The organism is Microbacterium sp. T3-8 (genome assembly GCF_055398145.1).
This window is the reverse complement of the sequence record NZ_AP027918.1, coordinates 3202266-3218750: the sequence shown is the minus strand read 5'-3', so window position 1 is coordinate 3218750 and position 16485 is coordinate 3202266. Positions and strand designations below refer to the sequence as shown.

Annotated in this window: 16 protein-coding genes; 9 read left to right on the top strand and 7 right to left on the bottom strand. The window is 71.8% G+C overall.

Going from position 1 to position 16485, the window contains the following annotated elements; genetic code table 11:
• The first annotated feature begins 17 nt into the window (after window positions 1-17).
• Complete coding sequence (locus ACZ5Y9_RS15480; RefSeq protein ID WP_464471749.1) at window positions 18-824, top strand: SDR family NAD(P)-dependent oxidoreductase; 807 nt, start codon at window positions 18-20, stop codon at window positions 822-824.
• Between the two features lie 165 nt (window positions 825-989).
• Here the strand turns inward: ACZ5Y9_RS15480 and ACZ5Y9_RS15475 are convergent, their stop codons facing one another.
• On the bottom strand, window positions 990-1304 hold the full coding sequence (locus ACZ5Y9_RS15475) for a MarR family winged helix-turn-helix transcriptional regulator (protein ID WP_464472750.1): 315 nt from the start codon (window positions 1302-1304) through the stop codon (window positions 990-992).
• A gap of 239 nt (window positions 1305-1543) precedes the next feature.
• Window positions 1544-2683: a zinc-binding alcohol dehydrogenase family protein gene (locus ACZ5Y9_RS15470; protein WP_464471748.1), complete on the bottom strand. Its 1140-nt coding sequence runs from the start codon at window positions 2681-2683 to the stop codon at window positions 1544-1546.
• A gap of 78 nt (window positions 2684-2761) precedes the next feature.
• Here ACZ5Y9_RS15470 and ACZ5Y9_RS15465 point away from each other — a divergent pair, with 78 nt between their 5' ends.
• Together ACZ5Y9_RS15465 and ACZ5Y9_RS15460 are read left to right on the top strand one after the other, a co-directional pair.
• Window positions 2762-3325: a TetR/AcrR family transcriptional regulator gene (locus tag ACZ5Y9_RS15465; RefSeq protein WP_464471747.1), complete on the top strand. Its 564-nt coding sequence runs from the start codon at window positions 2762-2764 to the stop codon at window positions 3323-3325.
• 86 nt (window positions 3326-3411) lie between these two features.
• The gene (locus ACZ5Y9_RS15460) at window positions 3412-4458 is read left to right on the top strand and encodes an NAD(P)-dependent alcohol dehydrogenase (RefSeq protein WP_404597361.1); all 1047 of its coding nucleotides are present in this window, start codon (window positions 3412-3414) and stop codon (window positions 4456-4458) included.
• Between the two features lie 74 nt (window positions 4459-4532).
• Here the strand turns inward: ACZ5Y9_RS15460 and ACZ5Y9_RS15455 are convergent, their stop codons facing one another.
• From ACZ5Y9_RS15455 to ACZ5Y9_RS15435, 5 genes are all read right to left on the bottom strand, one after another.
• Window positions 4533-5078, bottom strand: a complete 546-nt coding sequence (locus tag ACZ5Y9_RS15455; protein ID WP_464471746.1) for a pyridoxamine 5'-phosphate oxidase family protein — start codon at window positions 5076-5078, stop codon at window positions 4533-4535.
• Window positions 5079-5170: 92 nt separating this feature from the next.
• A complete protein-coding gene (locus ACZ5Y9_RS15450) occupies window positions 5171-5998 on the bottom strand; it encodes a galactosyltransferase-related protein (protein ID WP_464471745.1) in 828 nt (275 codons plus the stop codon).
• Window positions 5995-7011 (bottom strand): glycosyltransferase, encoded by a 1017-nt coding sequence (locus ACZ5Y9_RS15445; protein ID WP_464471744.1) that lies wholly within the window; start codon window positions 7009-7011, stop codon window positions 5995-5997. Before ACZ5Y9_RS15445 ends, ACZ5Y9_RS15450 begins: the two co-directional genes overlap by 4 nt.
• Window positions 7008-8192: a glycosyltransferase gene (locus ACZ5Y9_RS15440; RefSeq protein WP_464471743.1), complete on the bottom strand. Its 1185-nt coding sequence runs from the start codon at window positions 8190-8192 to the stop codon at window positions 7008-7010. The genes ACZ5Y9_RS15445 and ACZ5Y9_RS15440 overlap by 4 nt, the downstream gene beginning before the upstream one ends.
• Window positions 8189-9319: a hypothetical protein gene (locus ACZ5Y9_RS15435; RefSeq protein ID WP_464471742.1), complete on the bottom strand. Its 1131-nt coding sequence runs from the start codon at window positions 9317-9319 to the stop codon at window positions 8189-8191. The genes ACZ5Y9_RS15440 and ACZ5Y9_RS15435 overlap by 4 nt, the downstream gene beginning before the upstream one ends.
• A gap of 57 nt (window positions 9320-9376) precedes the next feature.
• On the opposite strand from ACZ5Y9_RS15435, the gene ACZ5Y9_RS15430 reads away from it, so the two are divergent.
• The 6 genes from ACZ5Y9_RS15430 to ACZ5Y9_RS15405 all read left to right on the top strand — a co-directional run bounded on the left by ACZ5Y9_RS15430 (window position 9377) and on the right by ACZ5Y9_RS15405 (window position 16480).
• Window positions 9377-10306, top strand: a complete 930-nt coding sequence (locus tag ACZ5Y9_RS15430; protein WP_464471741.1) for a WcbI family polysaccharide biosynthesis putative acetyltransferase — start codon at window positions 9377-9379, stop codon at window positions 10304-10306.
• Window positions 10303-11283, top strand: a complete 981-nt coding sequence (locus tag ACZ5Y9_RS15425; RefSeq protein WP_464471740.1) for a hypothetical protein — start codon at window positions 10303-10305, stop codon at window positions 11281-11283. The genes ACZ5Y9_RS15430 and ACZ5Y9_RS15425 overlap by 4 nt, the downstream gene beginning before the upstream one ends.
• Window positions 11280-12578 carry a glycosyltransferase family 2 protein gene (locus tag ACZ5Y9_RS15420; RefSeq protein WP_464471739.1) on the top strand — a complete coding sequence of 433 codons (1299 nt, stop codon included), beginning with the start codon at window positions 11280-11282 and terminating at the stop codon, window positions 12576-12578. Before ACZ5Y9_RS15425 ends, ACZ5Y9_RS15420 begins: the two co-directional genes overlap by 4 nt.
• A gap of 76 nt (window positions 12579-12654) precedes the next feature.
• Window positions 12655-13554: an SDR family oxidoreductase gene (locus ACZ5Y9_RS15415; protein ID WP_247633875.1), complete on the top strand. Its 900-nt coding sequence runs from the start codon at window positions 12655-12657 to the stop codon at window positions 13552-13554.
• On the top strand, window positions 13551-14936 hold the full coding sequence (locus ACZ5Y9_RS15410; RefSeq protein WP_464471738.1) for an alpha/beta fold hydrolase: 1386 nt from the start codon (window positions 13551-13553) through the stop codon (window positions 14934-14936). Before ACZ5Y9_RS15415 ends, ACZ5Y9_RS15410 begins: the two co-directional genes overlap by 4 nt.
• Window positions 14933-16480 (top strand): GMC family oxidoreductase, encoded by a 1548-nt coding sequence (locus ACZ5Y9_RS15405; protein ID WP_464471737.1) that lies wholly within the window; start codon window positions 14933-14935, stop codon window positions 16478-16480. The genes ACZ5Y9_RS15410 and ACZ5Y9_RS15405 overlap by 4 nt, the downstream gene beginning before the upstream one ends.
• Window positions 16481-16485 lie beyond the last annotated feature (5 nt).

Below are 16485 nucleotides of genomic sequence, written 5' to 3'. Positions count from 1 at the left end.
CCACCCAGAAGGAAAACATGGACATCTCAGGCAAGGTCTTCGTCGTCACGGGAGCAGGGAACGGCATCGGACGCGAGGTGACTCTCCGCCTGCTCTCGCAAGGTGCCTCGGTCGCCGGAGTCGACCTGAACGCCGCAGGCCTCGACGCGACGGCGGCACTCGCGGCTGTCGGCACGCGATTCACTCAGCACGCGGTGAACATCACCGACCGGGATGCGATCGAGGCGCTTCCCGACGCCGTGATCGCGGCTCACGGCCAGATCGACGGCGTCGCGAACATCGCGGGCGTGATCCAGAAGTTCGTCAAGGTCAACGACTTGCCGTTCTCCGAGATCGAGAAGGTGATGAACGTCAACTTTTGGGGAGTGATGAACGTGTGCAAGGCCTTCCTGCCTCACCTTCTCGCCCGACCGGAGGCGTCGCTGCTCAATGTCGCGAGCATGGGATCGTATGCCCCGGTGCCCGGTCAGGCGGTCTACGGCGCGTCCAAGGCGGCGGTGAAGCTCTTGACCGAAGCCCTCTACGCCGAGCTGCTCGACACGAACGTGCACGTCACGGTGATCTTCCCGGGAGCGATCAGCACCGGTATCGCCGCGAACTCGGGCGTCGATCTCGCGGGCGATGCGTCAGCCGAGACCAGCGCCTACAAGACGACCACGCCGGAAGAGGCCGGCCGAGTGATCGTCGACGCGATCCGCAAGGACCGCTTCCGCGCGACGATCGGCTCGGATGCCGCGACCATGGATCGCCTGTCGCGCCTCAACCCCAAGTTCGCGACGACCATGATCGCGAAGCAGATGGGTGCGCTGCTCGCTGCCGATTAGCCAGTCTGTCGGAGCCGCGACCGGACTCGGTTCGCATCTCGGGACAGGCTCCTTGTCGGCCACCCTTGCGCTGCACAGTCGAGCGACATGCCGAAGCGGAGCATAGCGGCGGACACGGAACTGAGCGCGGCTCCATTCGGGCTAAGGCGTGCCTGTCCTCGGGGGCTAGCTGGAAAACCGCACTCCGGCCGCAGCCGTCAGTGGATGTAGCGGGGAAGCGTCCAGGGCTGCGGCGAGCTTGACGAGGAGTCGGCCGAGATCTGTCTGGTCTTGCTCGGTCCACCGTTCGCCTGTCGGGGTGTTGAGGCGCTGCGCTGCGTCGACGATGCGATGGCCCACCTCTCGCCCGTCGCGGGTGAGAGCGATCATGAGAGCCCGGTCGTCAGTGGGGTCGGCTACTCGGCGCACCAGGTCGGCTGCTTCGAGGCGGTTCACGACGCGGCTGACGTTGGATCGTCCGGTGCCGATGGCATCGGCGATGTCGGTGGGCCTGCATGATCCGCGGTAGACGAGCTGGTTGATCAGAAGGAACCCGGGGAGGTCGTCGGGGAAGGGGAACTCCGAATCCTGGATCAGGCTCTCGCGGAACTGGGTCGAGTTACCCCAGGTGCTGATGGCGAAAAAGGCGGACGTCAGGTCCGGGCCGTTCGCGCCGACGAGCGGGCGAAGGTCGTCGGAGAGGATCTCCGGCGGGGTGATGTTGCTGGGCGACCTGCCGGTCAGGACCCCGTCGCCGTCGGACCGAGGGAGACGACGAGCTTCTTCGCGGACACTCCGAGGCGGAGCGCATCGATCGCTCCCTGGATCGCGGACAGGTCGTCCCCGGCGATGCGAGCCTCCGGGTAGGGGAGATGAGCACCCGACGCGAGAGCCGTGGGCAGATAGGCGCCCCACACCGCCGGTCCGACGGGGGAGGCGGCGATGGCGCTTCCCCAGATGAACGTGGCTCTGATCCCGCGCAAGCGGCTCCGCAACTGCAGGAGAGCCGTGCGCGTTCCCAGGCGCGCGAACAGGCGGATCCGCGCCAGTGAGAGGCCGCCTCTGCGCGGCTGTTCGTAGAACGAGACCGGCGGGCTCGCCATCGCGATCCTCCGGGCACCGGTCGCGCGCGCGATCTTCAGGCAGGGTTCGGCCGACCCCACGGCGATCGCGAGGACACCCGCCACGACCGACCCGTTCACGGCTTCGATGATCCGATCGACGGCATCCGGGTCTCGATAGTCGAAGACAGCCTCTGCACCCAATCGCTTCATCCGGTCGTGGTTATGGGCGGATGCCGTCGTGATGACGCGGTAGCCGGCCGCTCGGGCGAGTTGGATCGCGTTGCCGCCGACGGCGGTCGCGCCGCCCCACACCACGACGACCTCCTCGCGGCGGGCGGCGTCGCCGAGGTGCGAGTGGTCCAGCGCGAGCTGGCCGGCCTCGAAGAGACCCGCCGCCGCCGTGGACAGCGCCAACGGGAGAACGGCCGCCTCCGCGAAGACCATCGCATCCGGCAGGGCGGCGGCGAGGCTCGCGTCGACGGCGACGTACTTCTGGAACCCGCTCTCGGATACGGCGTCTCGTCCCTTCTCCAAGCCCATCGCGTACGCCACGACGCGATCGCCGGGGGCGAAGCCGTCGACGTTCGCTCCGGTCTCGACGACGATGCCCGCGACGTCTTCGCCGAGGATCACCGGGTACTGCAGCCAGCCGTACATGACGGTCCCGTTGGACTGGATGATCGCATCCAGGGGGTTAACCGCCAGCGCGCGCACCTCGATCAGCAACTGGTCCGGCCCGGGTGCGGGCATCGGGGCCTCTCGAACCGTCAGATCCGCATACGGGGAATCGATCCACGCCGCCGTGTTCTTGCTCATACCCATCCGCTCTCCGCGATTGATGACATCTCGTGTCATCACAGTACACCTGATGGCATGGCATGACATCATGGCTGCATGCCCCGATGGTCACCGGATGCTGCGCTGCGGCTCGAAGCCGCCGCGATGTCGCTGTTCGAGCGCCAGGGTTTCGCGGGAACCACGGTCCCGCAGATCGCCGCCGCAGCGGGGCTGACCACCCGTACCTTCTTCCGCCACTTCGCCGACAAGCGCGATGTCCTGTTCCTCCGGGATCGCGAGCTTCCCCAGGCCGTGAGCGACTTCATGGAGTCCGTCCCGCCGGGGAGCAGCGGTGCCGCCATGGTGCGGGCGGGGCTGACGGCGGCGTGCCGCGGCATCCACGACTGGCGGGAGCCGATCGCGCGTCGGCGCAACATCGTCCGCAGCGAACCCGCGCTGCGCGAGCGCGACCTCCTGCGGAGCCACTACCTCGGGCGGGCGATCGAAGAGTCCCTGACCGCGCGCGGCATCGACGCTCAGCAGTCGCACACGTTGGCGGCCGTCGCCGTGACCTGCTTCGACCTCGCGATGGACAGATGGCTCGAGGGGCCGGAGGACAGCCCGCTCGAGGATGCTCTGACGTCGGTGTGGAGCGACATGCGCGACTGGATCGACGCATAACGGGCGGATACTGGAAGGGACGGTTTCGAGAGCCCACGCCTCCGCACCGCGCGGCAGACCTCTCGGATGCCAGGAAGAAGAAGTACATGAAAGCCCTCCGTTACGTCGAGATCGGCAAGCCCCCGGTGGTCGTCGACATCCCGATTCCGAAGCCCGGCCCCGGTCAGGTGCTGCTCAAGATCACCGCGGGTGGCGTCTGCCACTCCGACGACTACGTCATGGGACTCCCCGAGAAGGACTACCTCGAGCAGGGCTACCCGCTGCCGCTGACGCTCGGTCACGAGGGCGCCGGCATCGTGCACGAGATCGGCGAGGGTGTCGACTCGACGCTCAAGGTCGGGGATGCCGTCGCCGTCTACGGGCCCTGGGGCTGCGGTCGCTGCCACAACTGCTCGATGGGCAAGGAGAACTACTGCACGAACGCCGCCGCCGAAGGCATCCGTCCTCCGGGTCTCGGCAGCCAGGGATCGATGGCCGAGTACATGATCGTCGACGACGCCCGCCATCTCGTGCCGCTGGGCGACCTCGACCCCGTGCAGAACGTCTCGCTGACGGATGCCGGGCTCACCCCGTACCACGCGATCAAGAACTCGCTCCCGAAGCTCGGCGCCGGCACCTTCGCGGTCGTCATCGGCACGGGCGGGCTCGGCCACGTCGGCATCCAGATCCTGAAGTCGGTCTCGGGCGCCACCGTCATCGCCCTCGACGTGAACGACGAGAAGCTGCGCCTCGCCACCGAGGTCGGCGCGGATCACGTGCTGATCAGCGACGCCTCCGCCACGGAGAAGATCCGCGAGATCACCGGCGGCCTCGGCGCCAACGCCGTGTTCGACTTCGTCGGAGCGAACCCGACGATCGCCCTCGCGCAGAGCGTCGCCGCGCTCGAGGCCGACATCACGATCGTCGGTATCGGTGGCGGGAACATGACGCTCGGCTTCGGCTCGATCGCCTACGACGCCGCCGTGCGCGTGCCTTACTGGGGTTCGCGCTCCGAGCTGATCGAGGTGCTCGACCTCGCCCGCGCCGGCAAGATCCACGTGCAGACCGAGTCGTACTCGCTCGACGACGGCCCGAAGGCCTACGAGGATCTCGCCTCGAACAGCATCCGGGGTCGCGCCGTCATCGTGCCCTGAGACCCGTCACCGGAAGGCCCCCGAGAGATCGGGGGCCTTCTGCGTCTCCGGACGACCGGGAGGTCACGCCCCGCTCACGACGTCGGCGGCTCGAAATGCGGGATGGGGGAGGGGCGCTCGCCGCGTTCGGTGCGGTGCTTCGCCCGGGCCGCATCCGTGAGGGGCACGGCGTAGACGGGGAGCGAGACGCGCGGTCGCTTCGGGAAAACGCGGCCGGTCACCGTCGCGGCGACGATCTTCACGACGAACTGCTTCGGCGTCGGCGTCCACGAGGCGAGGTGCTCGACCCCGACGTGGTGCAGCTCCGCCTCGCTGGTCACCTGCTCGGCCTCGCCGCGCACCACGACGCTCCAATACGCGTCGTCGCTCTCGCCGTCGACCTCGAGAGCGACCGCGGAGCGCGCCGTGATCGCCAGGAACTTCGCATCGAAGGCCGAGCGGACGTAGATGCTGCGGCCCGTGGCGAGGTGGTTGACGGGGCGGATGTCGGGACGCCCGTCGGGGGCGACGAACGCCAGCCGGCACAGTTCGGTCGCTTCGAGAAGCCGCCAGCACTCGGCCTCGTCGAGGTCGGCGAGCAGCGCGTCGGGTGCGGGCGGGTGCGGTGCTGCGGTGGCCATGGCGTCCTCTCCTCGGTTCCGGGTGTCTCCTTCTTCGATACTGCGCTTCGGATGCGCCGTGCACCAGCCCGGGTGACGCCCGTTCTTGAGGATCAGGCCCGCGACGTGCGACGGTATCCGCCCGCGTGCTCCTCGACGGCTCCCGCCCGTACGAACTCCTCGATCCACCCGCGCATGGGCCATTCGCCCCAGCGCTCGGCGAACAGCGCCCCGTTGCGGAGGATGTCGTCGAGGTGCCGCCACGGCGGGGTGCCCGCCGGGTGCCACTGGTGGTAGGCATCGGCCCCGCCGACCCAGTGCAGCGCGATGCCACCCTCGCGGGCGCGCCGACCGAGGTCGGTGTCCTCGGCGCCGTAGCCCTCGTACCGTTCGTCGAAGCCGCCCAGCCGACGCCAGGTCGCCGGCGTCACCGCGAACGACAGCGACCAGAACAGGTCGTATTCCGCGGGGTGGGCCGTGGCGATCTCCCCTGGCGGCGGGGCGGGACGGCCGGGGTGCGGGCGCGTGTGCGCGGCCAGCTCGTCGGGCTCGCGCGGGCGCTCGACGCTGCGCAGGTAGGTGACGGGCCCGCACAGGATGCCGTCCGGAAGGGAAGCGGCGGCCTCGGCGTACCGGTGCAGCAGGCCCGGCGAGGGCAGGCAGTCGACGTCGAGGAAGACCAGCAGCTCGGCCCCGCGGGCGAGGGCCTCCTCCGCCGCGGCGTTGCGCGCGGCGCCGACGCGCAGGCCGTGACGCCCCGGGGGCACGTGCACCTGCACGGCGCCGTCGTACCGCCCCGGCGCCTCGGCATCCAAGCCGACCTCGATGGGCAGCAACTCGATGCCGGGCGCGACCGCGTCGCGCAGGAACCGTCGCAGTCGGTGCAGATGGGCGAGGCGGTCGACGGATGCCGGGGTGATCACGGCCACGAGGATGCTCACGCGCGTGCCTCCTCGATCACGGCGGCTGCCCGTGCCGCCGCTCCGTCCACCTGCCAGGCGCCCCAGTCCGGCGTCGATGCGAGCGCGCGGCGGACGAGCTCGACGAGGTGCTCCGGGGCGGCATCGTGGCCCGCGACCTGGGCGAGCCCCCGGGAGCGCAGGGTACGGCCGGTGTGCTCCTGCTCCGCGAACGGACGCTCCTGCACGACGACCACGGCGCGCGCACCCGCCGCCGCGAGGTCGGCGACCCCGTTCTGTCCGGCGGCGCTCACGACGACGGACGCGCGCGAGAGCGGCGGCCAGACGTCGTCGACCCGGTCGTCCTCGCGCGCCCCGGCGGTTTCGACCCGCCATCCGTCCGCGACGAGGAGATCGATCACCGTGCGCAGGCGCTCGTCGTCGAGCGTGCGGCTGAGGAACAGCACGCGTCGCTCCCCGCTCGGCGCCATACCCGTGGGCCGCGAGCGACCCGCATGACGGGAGATGCCGCCCACGCGGCGCACCCGTTCCTCGTGAGGGACGAGCCCCGGTGCCGGGATCGTGTCCGCGGCCCACGGCGCCACGATGCGATCGGCGAGGTCGTAGGCGAGCCGGTGCGGAGCATCCGTCCGATCGCCCGGCTGGGCGAAGACCACGGTCGGCACACCGAGCAGCCGCACGAATGCGGTCATCTCGGCGCTGACGTCGACCACGAATGCGGCCACGTCGGTGCGCGCGATCCAGTCGGCGATGATCGCGAGGCGCTGCCGATGCCCCGGATGCCCCACCGGGGCCCAGTGCAGCGCTCCGCCCGCGGTGACGTCGCCGAGCTCGTGCGCCGGACGCTCGACGCCATCGGCGTCGACGACCGGATCGGCGTCGGAGGGGAGCTGCACCCAGTTCGTGCGATCGTCGAGCGACGCGGGCCGCGGCATGCTCGAGAACACGGTGACCGGATCGGCGAGGTGCGGACGCACGGCGAGGAGACGGGCCACGTGCCCCCAGCCGTGGTGATGCACGTACCAGCCGATCATGCGCCCACCGCCTCGACGGCAGCGCCGACGGTGCCGAGCCCGAGCGCAGCCGGCGCACTCGGCAGGACTGCGGGGACGGGAATGCTGTGCGCGGCGACCGAGATCGCCCGCTCCACCTCGCGATGCCGCCGCGCGAGGGAGTGGCGGTCGGTCGCCGCCTCGCGCACGCGACGGCGCACGGTGTCCCGGCGCGAGCTCCGTGCGAGAGCCGAGGCCGCGTCGGCCAGGGCGTCGACGTCACCGGCGGGCACGACCGCCGTGCCGGGCAGGCCGGCGAGCACCTCGCTCGCCCCGCCCGAGTCGAAAGCCGCCACGGGGGTACCGGTCACGAGGGCCTCGGCCATGACGAGGCCGAACGGTTCCGACCACATCGGGGTGACCAGGGCGACCGCCGCCGAACCGACCAGGTCGCACAGCTCCTGCTGCCGCAGCGCACCCACGAAGAGCGCATCCGCGCCGAGCAGCGGCTCGACCTCGCGGGCGAAGTAGCCCTCGTCGCCGATGCGGCCGGCCAGTCGGATGCGCGCACCCGCCCGGCGGGCGGCGAGGATCGCGAGGTGCGGCGCCTTCTCGGGAACGATCCGACCGAACCACACCCAGTCCTCGCCGCCCGGTCCGAGTCTCCACTGGGTCGTGTCGACCCCGTTGGGGAACACGAAGGCGTCGACGCCCTCGCTCGACCAGGAGCGCGCGGTGTACTGGCTCACGGCCAGGAAGCGGTGCGGAGCGGATGCCGGCAGCGCATTCGCCGCGATCACCATCTCGGGCAGCGGGGGAGTGTGCAGCGTGGTCACCACCGGTACGCCCGGGGCGTGGCTCCACAGGATCGGAGCGCCGTGCAGGCTGTGGTTGTCGACGACGTCGACCCGCGTCATCGCGTGCTCGAGTCGCACGCGGATCCTGTCGAACGCCTCGGCCATCCGCCGCCGGTGGCCTTCGGGGTAGTCGGTGTCGGAGACGTCGGACTCGCGTCGCCAGCATGGGGTCGGCAGCTGCAGTTCCGGGACGCCGTCGAGGAAGTCCGACCCTGCAGCCGCGCAGAGTTCGACCCGGTGTCCGCGGCGCCGCAGCCAGCGCACACGATTCCAGACCGCCGCCTCGAGACCGCCGGGATGGGGTTGGCGCAGCGCGTGGCGCTCGGGTGCGACGACCAGGATGCGCAGGGGGCTCACCGGCGTCATGCCGAGACCTCCGCGATGGCGGACGCGTAGAGCGCGACGTGCGCCGCGCGCACGGCATCGCGCTCTGCCAGGCGCTCGCGGCGGCGTGTACGCAGGAGAGCCTCCCGTTCGTGACCGCGTGTGAGCGGGGTGTTCCGCACGGCATCCGCCAGCGTGAGCGGGTCGTCGAGATCGATGACCGAGAAACCGGCCGGATGCTGTGCTCCGACGTGTCCGACATCGGTGCCGGCGACGCGCACGCCCAGGTCGTGGCAGAGTTCCACCCACCCCGAGTGCGTGCCGTGCCGATAGGGCAGCACGAACACGTCGAGGCCGCGCAGCCACTGCTCGATCCCGGCATCCGACAGCCGCGGCGTGCGCCGCAGGTCGACGCGGGGAGCGTCGATCGCGGCGGCGATCCGCAAGGCGGTCGCCTCGTCGCGGACCCTCTCGTTGAGCAGCACGTCGACGTGCACTGCGCGGTGGTCACCGAGCAGGCGCACCGCGCGCACCGCGGCGCGGACGGCCCTCTCGGCGTCGATGTTGGGGCGCAGATCGCGCAGGTGCATGCCGACGCGGACGGCATCGGCGAGCGAGTCGGAGGCTGCGGCGCTCGCCGAGGGGATGCCGGTGAGCAGGGTCGGGTGGGGGAGTACCGTGCTGGCGCGGCCCCAGCGGTGCTCGATCCCGGACGCAGCCGGCACCGTGAGCGTGAGGAGGCGGTCGGCTGCAGGGACGATCACGTCGAGCAGCGCCCGGTGGTGCCCCTGCGCCTCGAGCTGCGGGTTGTCGAGGTCGTGCACGGTGTACACCACCGCGCGCCCGGCCCGGCGGGCGGCGTCGAGCGCCGCGCTCAGTTCGGCGGGAGAGAAGGATTCGAGGCCGAAGTGCACGTGCAGCACATCGAAGGCATCGGCGTTGTCGTCGATCCAGTCGGGTGTCATCGCGACCGGCGGCCACCACTGACCGGAGGGGGCTCCGGGTACCGGAGGGTCCGGGAGGACCTGAACGCGGAGCGGGTCGCTGATGGCGTGCACGTAGGGGTGGGCGGCGGGGATCGATGCGACGCGGATGCGCTCGGTCGTGGTGGAGATGGAGGTCTTCCTCGGGGGGTGCGGATGCTCCGGACCGAGGTGTCTCACACGCACGGAGACCGTGAGAGCCGGGGGGAGGAAGCAGGGGGGGCGAAGGTATACGTTCGTATGATGATCGACTTCGCCGAGAAGGGCACGCCCGTTGCGCCCGCCGGGTCCGCGGTGCTAGCGCGTCGCCGGCACTACGCGGAGTTCTTCGGCCTCGAGCCGCTGCCCGAGGCGTTCGGGGTCGTCGTGGGCAACTGCCAGGCAGAGTCCCTGCGCTGGGTGATGGACGCGCCGGGTCGTCGATTCGTGCGCGTCCCACCCGTGCACGACCTGAGCGGCGATGAGGCCGAGCGCCTGCACACGCTGGTGGCCGCCGCGCACACGGTGGTCACTCAGCCGATCCGCGACGACTATCGCGGCCTGCCCCTCGGGACGCGTCAGATCGCCGCGGCCACCACTGCTCGCGTGGTCACCCTGCCGCCCGTGCGGTTCGCCGGTCTGCATCCGTTCCAGGCCGCGATCCGGGTGCCCGGGATCGATGAGGATCCGCCGCTCGTGCCGTACCACGACATCCGCACCCTGGCGGGAGCCGCGGGCGTCCCGGTCGCCGCCGCGCTGCCGCCGACGAGGGTGCGCTCCGTCGGAGAGACCTCGATCGACGTCCTGCGCACCCGCGAGACGCGCTGCGATGTCCCGATCTCCGATCTGTTCGACGATGTCACCGCCGATCACATGCGCACCGTCAACCATCCCGGGAACGCCGTCTGGCTCCCGCTCGGCGAACGCGTGCTGCGCGTCCTGGGCGTCGCCGGCGGACCGACCGACCCGGGGCGTCCACTGCTCGCCGCCGTGCGCGCCCCCCTCGAGCCCGAGGTCGTCGAGGCGTGGTCGCTCCCCGAGGAGCCGCGCGCGAACTGGATCGTCGACGGGACGGACCTCGACGCCGACGAGGTGGAGGCCGCGCACCGCGAGTGGTACGCCGCCCGTCCGGAGTTCGTGCGGGCGGCCGTCGAACGGCTCGCTCCGCTTCTCGCCGTCTGGCGCGCCGCGTGAGCGCGAGACCGCTCCTGCTCGCGCATCCGGGAACCCACGGCGTCGCCGTGTACTCGCGGGACCTCGCCGTCGCGGTCACCGCCGCGCACCCCGAGGTCGAGGTCGTCGAACCCGCCGACCTCCTCCGACTCGATCCGGGCACGACGGTGCACGCCCAGTTCACCGATCGCCTGTGGGCGGACTCGCCGGAGGAGGCCTCCCAGCTCTTCACCGAGCTCGCCGCGCGGTTGCGGATCAGCGTGACGCTGCACGACGTGCCGCAGGAGTCGGATGGTCCGCGCAACCGCGTCCGGCGCCGCGACGCGTACGCGCTCGTCGCGCGCTCGGCCCGGGGAGTCGTCGTCAACAGCGCGCACGAGAGCGCGCTGCTGCGGGAGGAGGACGTCTGGGCGGGGCCGGTCGCGCGGGTGCCGCTGCCCGTCGAGGTGCTCGCATCCTCGACCGACGAGCGAGCCGAGCTCGACGGCACGGTGGGCGTGCTCGGGTACTTCTACCCCGGTAAGGGGCACGACGAGGCGGCGAGCGCGGCCGCCGCGGCGGGGCTGCAGCGGATGACGGTGCTCGGCCGCGCCTCGGAGGGGCACGCCGAGGATCTCGCCGCGTTCGTCCGCCGTGCCCGTTCGCAGGGCGTCGCCGTCGACGTGACCGGGTGGCTCGACGACGCCGAGATCGCACGGCGCGGGCGGGCGATCTCGGTGCCGCTGATCGCACATCGGCACGTCTCGGCCTCCGGCTCTCTGGCCTCGTGGATCGGGTGGGGGCGTCGCCCCGTGGCGATGCGCAACCGGTACATCGACGAGATGGCGGCGCTGCGCCCGGGAACCCTCACGGTCGCCGACGAGAGCGATCTCGCCGCTGCGGTGCGCCGAGCGGCTGCGGACCCGGCGTCGACCCGGCACGGTCGCGATCGGGTGCCGGGGTCGTGGGACGACGCGGTCGACGCGTACACGCGCTGGTGGGCGGAGCGGGGCGCATGAGGGCGCCGTACGTGGTCGGCAACCGGTGGCACGAGCGCGACGGCGTGCATCCCGATCCGCTTCCCCGTGTCTCGGAGATCATCGCGCACTACGACCAGCCGGACGAACTCGCCCGCACCCTGCACGCGCTGGGCGCGCAGGACTACCCGCCGGAGCTGCTCGAGATCGTCGTCGCCGACGATGGGTCTCCACACCCCGTCGATGTGCCGGAGGGCGTGACCGTCGTCCGCCAGGACGACCGGGGCTTCCGCCTCTCCGCCGTGCGCAATCTCGGTGCGCGGGCGAGCAGCGGCGACATCCTCTGCTTCCTCGATGCCGACACCTCGCCGGAACCGGGGTACGTTCGGGCGCTCACCCGCCTCCCGGCGCTGCTGCCCGAGGCGGTCACGGTGGGGCGGCGGCGCCATGCCGACTTCTCCGGCATCCCGGCCACGGTCGCCGTCGCCGAGGCCGCCGTCGGTCGTGAGCTGTCGGAGCCGTCCTGGCTCGCCGAGGAGTACGCCCGCACCGCCGATCTTCGTGACGCCGACGACCGGTCGTACCGCTTCGTGATCGGGGCGGTGATCGCCTGCTCGCGGATGCTGTACGACGAGGTGGGCGGGTTCGACGAGTCGTTCACCGCTTACGGCGGGGAGGACTGGGAATGGGCGCATCGGATGTGGCGGGCCGGTGCTCTCCTCGCGCATGTTCCCGAGGCCGTGGCGTGGCACGACGGGCCGGAATGGGCCGAGCGCGATGGAGCCGGCCTCGAACGAGCGAACGCTCAGACGCTGCGTCTGGTCTCGGCCATTCCCGTGCCGGGCTCCGCGCCACGGGCGCTGTGGGCGGCGGCGGCCGATGTCGTGCTGCGGCTGCGCGGATCGCATGCGCCGGCCGCGCTCTTCATCGCGGTGGATTCGCTGCTCGCGGCGTTGCCGCGCAGCCGGGTGGTGCTCGATCCCGGTGCCGCCGGCACGATCGACGATCCGCGCGTGGGTGTCGACGGAGCGGATGCCGACGCCCGGGTGACGTGGGAGGTCGATGCGCCGCTGGTGGTCCTCGACCCGCGGGGAATCACGGATCTCCTCGGTCGTTGCGGGGTCGGCGACGTGGGGACGGTGGAGCTCGTGGACGTCGACGGCGCACCGCTCGGCGTTCTGCGCTCCCGACGCGCGGCTCGTCGCGCGCAGCGCTGGGACACGGAGGCCGCCTTCGCCACCGAGCGCAGGGTGGTCGACGGCGTGCACCGGATGCGCTCGGATCCGCGCGTGGAGGCGTGGGTCGGCGGCTGGGGTGGACCGTCTGCCTTCATCTGACCCGACGCCCTGGCCTATCGGAGGGGTCGAGCGCAAGCCCTCCTCACGAGAGAGCCGGTTCGCCTAACGTGGCGGCATGCCTGAATCGGATGAGCACTCCCCGACGAACCCCGTGACCCGCTACGCCCGCGTCGAGCCGCCGTTGCAGCATCAGCCCGAGCCCGGCATCCAGGCGCGCATGACCCCCGTCCCCGATCTCGGCGAGGAGTCCTATCGCGGCACCGCCCGGTTGACCGGCCGGCGGGCGCTCATCACCGGCGGGGATTCGGGCATCGGAGCGGCGACGGCCATCGCCTTCGCCCGCGAGGGTGCCGACGTCGTGATCGCGCACCTGCCCGGTGAGGAGGAGGACGCCGAGCACGTGCTCGCGCTCATCGCCGACGCCGGGCGCCGCGGACGCGCCGTGGTCGCCGACATCTCGGAGGCCGCGGAGTGCCGCCGGCTGGTCGCGGAGGCGGTGGACTTCCTCGGGGGCCTCGACGTCGTCGTCAACAACGCCGGCCGGCAGATCGCGGTCGAGCGGGTCGAAGACCTCAGCGACGAGCAGTTCGAGGCCACCTTCCGTACGAACGTGTTCGCCAACTTCTGGATCACGAAGGCGGCTCTCGCGCACCTCGGGCCCGGCGCCAGCATCATCAGCACGGCATCCCTCGAGGCGTACAAGCCCTCGCCCGACCGGCTCGACTACGCGGCGACGAAGGCCGCCGTCAACAACCTCGCGAAGGGACTCGCGCTACAGCTCGCCGAGCGCGGCATCCGCGTGAACGTCGTGGCGCCCGGCCCGGTCTGGACGGCTCTGCAGGTGTCGGACGGCGTCTCCGACGAGCAGATGCTGCACTTCGACGACGAGAACACGTATCAGCGCGCGGGGCAGCCCGCGGAGCTCGCGCCCGCCTACGTCTTCCTCGCCTCGGAGGAGTCGGGCTACGTGTCGGGCGCGACGCTGAACGTCAACGGCGGCATGGTCACCCCGTGACCGCCGAGAGGTGCACGGTGTTCGTGCTGCCCGGCCTGGGGCTCGACGCCCGTTCCGCCCTGCCGCTGCAGGCCGAGCTGGACGAGCGTTTCCGCGTGATCGCGGTGGAGCTCCCGGGTCAGGGATCCGCTCCGGATGCGCCCGAGGGATCGGTCGCCGCCCAGGTCGACGCCGCCCTGGCCGTGATCCGGGAAGCCGCCGACGGAGGACCCTGGATGATGTGCGGGCACAGCATGGGAGGCAAGATCGCCGCGGCCGTCGCCGCCCGTATCCGCGACGGCGAGCCCGAGATCTTCGGCCTGCTCGGCACGGTCCTGCTGGCGCCGTCGCCACCGTCCCCCGAGCCGATGCCCGCCGAGAAGAGGCGGCAGATGCTCTCCTGGGTCGCCGAGGGCGGCATCTCCGAGAGCGACGCGCAGACCTTCGTCGACGACAACGTCGGCGGCGGGCTTCCGCCCGAGCGGCAGCGCGAGACCGTCGACGCGGTGGCCCGGATGTCGCCCCTCGCCTGGCGGCGGTGGCTCGAGGAGGGGAGCGTCGAGGACATCACGGCGTCCGTCGGGACGCTCGACCTCCCCTGCCGCGTGCTCGCCGGCGTCGAAGACGAGGCACTCGGCGCTGACGCGCAGCCGGACCTGCTCGCCGACGTGTATCCACGCGCCCGGTTCATCGCCCTGCCCGGAGCGGGGCACCTGCTCCTGCAGGAGCGCCCCGGCGAGGTGGCGGCGGCGATCACCGACCTGTGGGACGAGATCGCGGAGCACAGCGTGCGAGTGCCCGCGGAATGGGGGACGCTGCTCGCCTCGCCGCGGGTCTCGGCGCGCGTGCGGAGCACGCTCGCGCGCCGTGCACTGCCCGACGATCCCGCGTACCGACCACGGGTGCTCTCCTCGGAACAGCTGGACCTCCTGCGCGCCGTCGCCGCACGCGTGGTGCCTCAGCCGCCCGGCGGGAGCATCGATCTGGCGGCGCGCGTCGACGCCGATCTCGCCGCCGGCGGCGGAGACGGCTGGCGTCCGGCCGGAGCGCTGCCGGACGACGAGGCGTATCGCGCCGGCCTCGACCAGCTCGCCCGGGTGTGGCCCGAGGGGGCCGAGGCGCGGGACGGGGTGCTCCGAGAGGTGATCGCCGGCACCGCGATTCCGGGCATCACCGCGGATGCCGACGACCTGCGCCGCTGGTTCGAAGACGTGCGCGTCGACCTCGTGCGCGAGTGGCTGTGTCATCCCGCCTCCCTCGCCCGGGTCGGCTACGACGGGTTCGCCACGGGTGCGGAGGAAGTCTCCTTCGCCGGGTATCTCGCCTTGGGAGCCGGCTTGCGCGACGGGTGGGAGCCCTCCGATCTCGGTGCGGTCGTGGACGACCCGGAGGAGGCGGCATGAACCTCGACGGCATGCGCACGTTCGACCGCGACGAGATCGTGGACGTCGTGGTGGTCGGCACCGGCGCGGGGGGCGCGCCGCTGCTGGCGAGACTGGCGGAGCGGGGGCTGCGCGTGGTCGCGCTCGAAGCCGGGCCGAATCACGATCCCGCCGACTACACCCCCGACGAGGTCGAGGCGACCGCGATCAACTGGATGTCGAGCCGATTCAGCGGCGGAGACGCTCCGACCGCGTTCGGCCCGAACAACAGCGGGTTCGGTGTCGGCGGAGGAACCGTGCACTGGGGAGCGTTCACTCCCCGTCCGGATGCCCGCGATCTGCGGCTGCGGACCGAGACCGGTGAGGGCGCGGACTGGCCGATCGACCACGACGAGCTCATCCGCTACGTCGCGCAGGTCGAGGCCGACATCGGCGTATCGGGTCCCACGCCGTACCCGTGGGACCCTTCGCGCACCTACCTGTACCCTCCGCCCCGGCGCAACGCCCCGGCAGACCTCATGCTCGCGGGTGCGGCGGCTCTCGGCATCCGCGCGGCCGACGCCCCGGCGGCGATCCTCACGCGGGATCGTCTGCAGCCCCACCACGGTCTGCGGCACGCCACCACCGACGTCGGGTCGATCCACCAGGGCGAACGCCACGGCGCCAAAGCGACCACCGCGATCACCTACCTTCCGGCCGCGGTCGCCGCGGGCGCCGAGATCCGCCCGGATGCGGTCGTGCACACGATCGAGCGCGATGCGCGCGGGCGGGTGACCGGTGTCGTGTACCGCGAGGACGGCGAGGACCGGCGGCAGCGGTGCGCCGCGCTCGTGCTCGCGGGCGGCGGTGTGGAGACTCCCCGGCTGCTGCTGCACAACGGGATCGCGAACTCGAGCGGACAGGTCGGGCGCAATTTCCTCGCCCACGGCGCCGTGCAGGTCTGGGGGCGTTTCGACGAGCAGATCCGCGGATACCGCGGCTACCCCTCGGCGGTCATCACCGAGGACTTCGTGCGCCCCGCCGGCGCGGACTTCGCCGGCGGCTACCTGCTGCAGAGTCTCGGGGTCATGCCCTTCACGTACGCCACCTCGCTCGTGCGCGGGGGAGGGGCATGGGGCACCGATCTCGTCGACGAGCTGGAGGCCGCGAGGTACAGCGCCGGCATCGGGATGAACGCGGAATGCCTGCCGTCCGACGAGAACCGCATCGAGCTCTCGTCGGAGACGGACGAGTGGGGGCTGCCGCGGGCGACGATCACGTTCTCGCCGGGGGCCAACGAGAAGGCCATCGACGATCACGCGATCGCGACTATGACCGACCTGCTGAGGGCGGCGGGCGCGCGCAGCACCCGCGTGCTCACGCGGTCGGCGCACACCCTCGGCACCTGCCGGATGAGCGACGATCCCGCGGAGGGCGTGGTCGACGGTTCGGGTCGTTCCCACGACATCGACAACCTCTGGGTGTGCGACAACTCGACCTACCCGAGCGCGCTGACGGCGAATCCGGGGTTGACGCAGATGGCCCTGTCGCTGCGCACGGCCGACCGGATGCTGGCGGGCCTGTGATCGAT

Bases quoted from the DNA above. Each gene is read 5' to 3' on its own strand.
- ACZ5Y9_RS15480 (WP_464471749.1), top strand. From the start codon at position 18: ATGGACATCTCAGGCAAGGTCTTCGTCGTCACGGGAGCAGGGAACGGC.
- ACZ5Y9_RS15470 (WP_464471748.1), bottom strand. From the start codon at position 2,683: ATGAGCAAGAACACGGCGGCGTGGATCGATTCCCCGTATGCGGATCTG.
- ACZ5Y9_RS15465 (WP_464471747.1), top strand. From the start codon at position 2,762: ATGCCCCGATGGTCACCGGATGCTGCGCTGCGGCTCGAAGCCGCCGCG.
- ACZ5Y9_RS15460 (WP_404597361.1), top strand. From the start codon at position 3,412: ATGAAAGCCCTCCGTTACGTCGAGATCGGCAAGCCCCCGGTGGTCGTC.
- ACZ5Y9_RS15455 (WP_464471746.1), bottom strand. From the start codon at position 5,078: ATGGCCACCGCAGCACCGCACCCGCCCGCACCCGACGCGCTGCTCGCC.
- ACZ5Y9_RS15445 (WP_464471744.1), bottom strand. From the start codon at position 7,011: ATGATCGGCTGGTACGTGCATCACCACGGCTGGGGGCACGTGGCCCGT.
- ACZ5Y9_RS15440 (WP_464471743.1), bottom strand. From the start codon at position 8,192: ATGACGCCGGTGAGCCCCCTGCGCATCCTGGTCGTCGCACCCGAGCGC.
- ACZ5Y9_RS15430 (WP_464471741.1), top strand. From the start codon at position 9,377: ATGATCGACTTCGCCGAGAAGGGCACGCCCGTTGCGCCCGCCGGGTCC.
- ACZ5Y9_RS15420 (WP_464471739.1), top strand. From the start codon at position 11,280: ATGAGGGCGCCGTACGTGGTCGGCAACCGGTGGCACGAGCGCGACGGC.
- ACZ5Y9_RS15415 (WP_247633875.1), top strand. From the start codon at position 12,655: ATGCCTGAATCGGATGAGCACTCCCCGACGAACCCCGTGACCCGCTAC.
- ACZ5Y9_RS15405 (WP_464471737.1), top strand. From the start codon at position 14,933: ATGAACCTCGACGGCATGCGCACGTTCGACCGCGACGAGATCGTGGAC.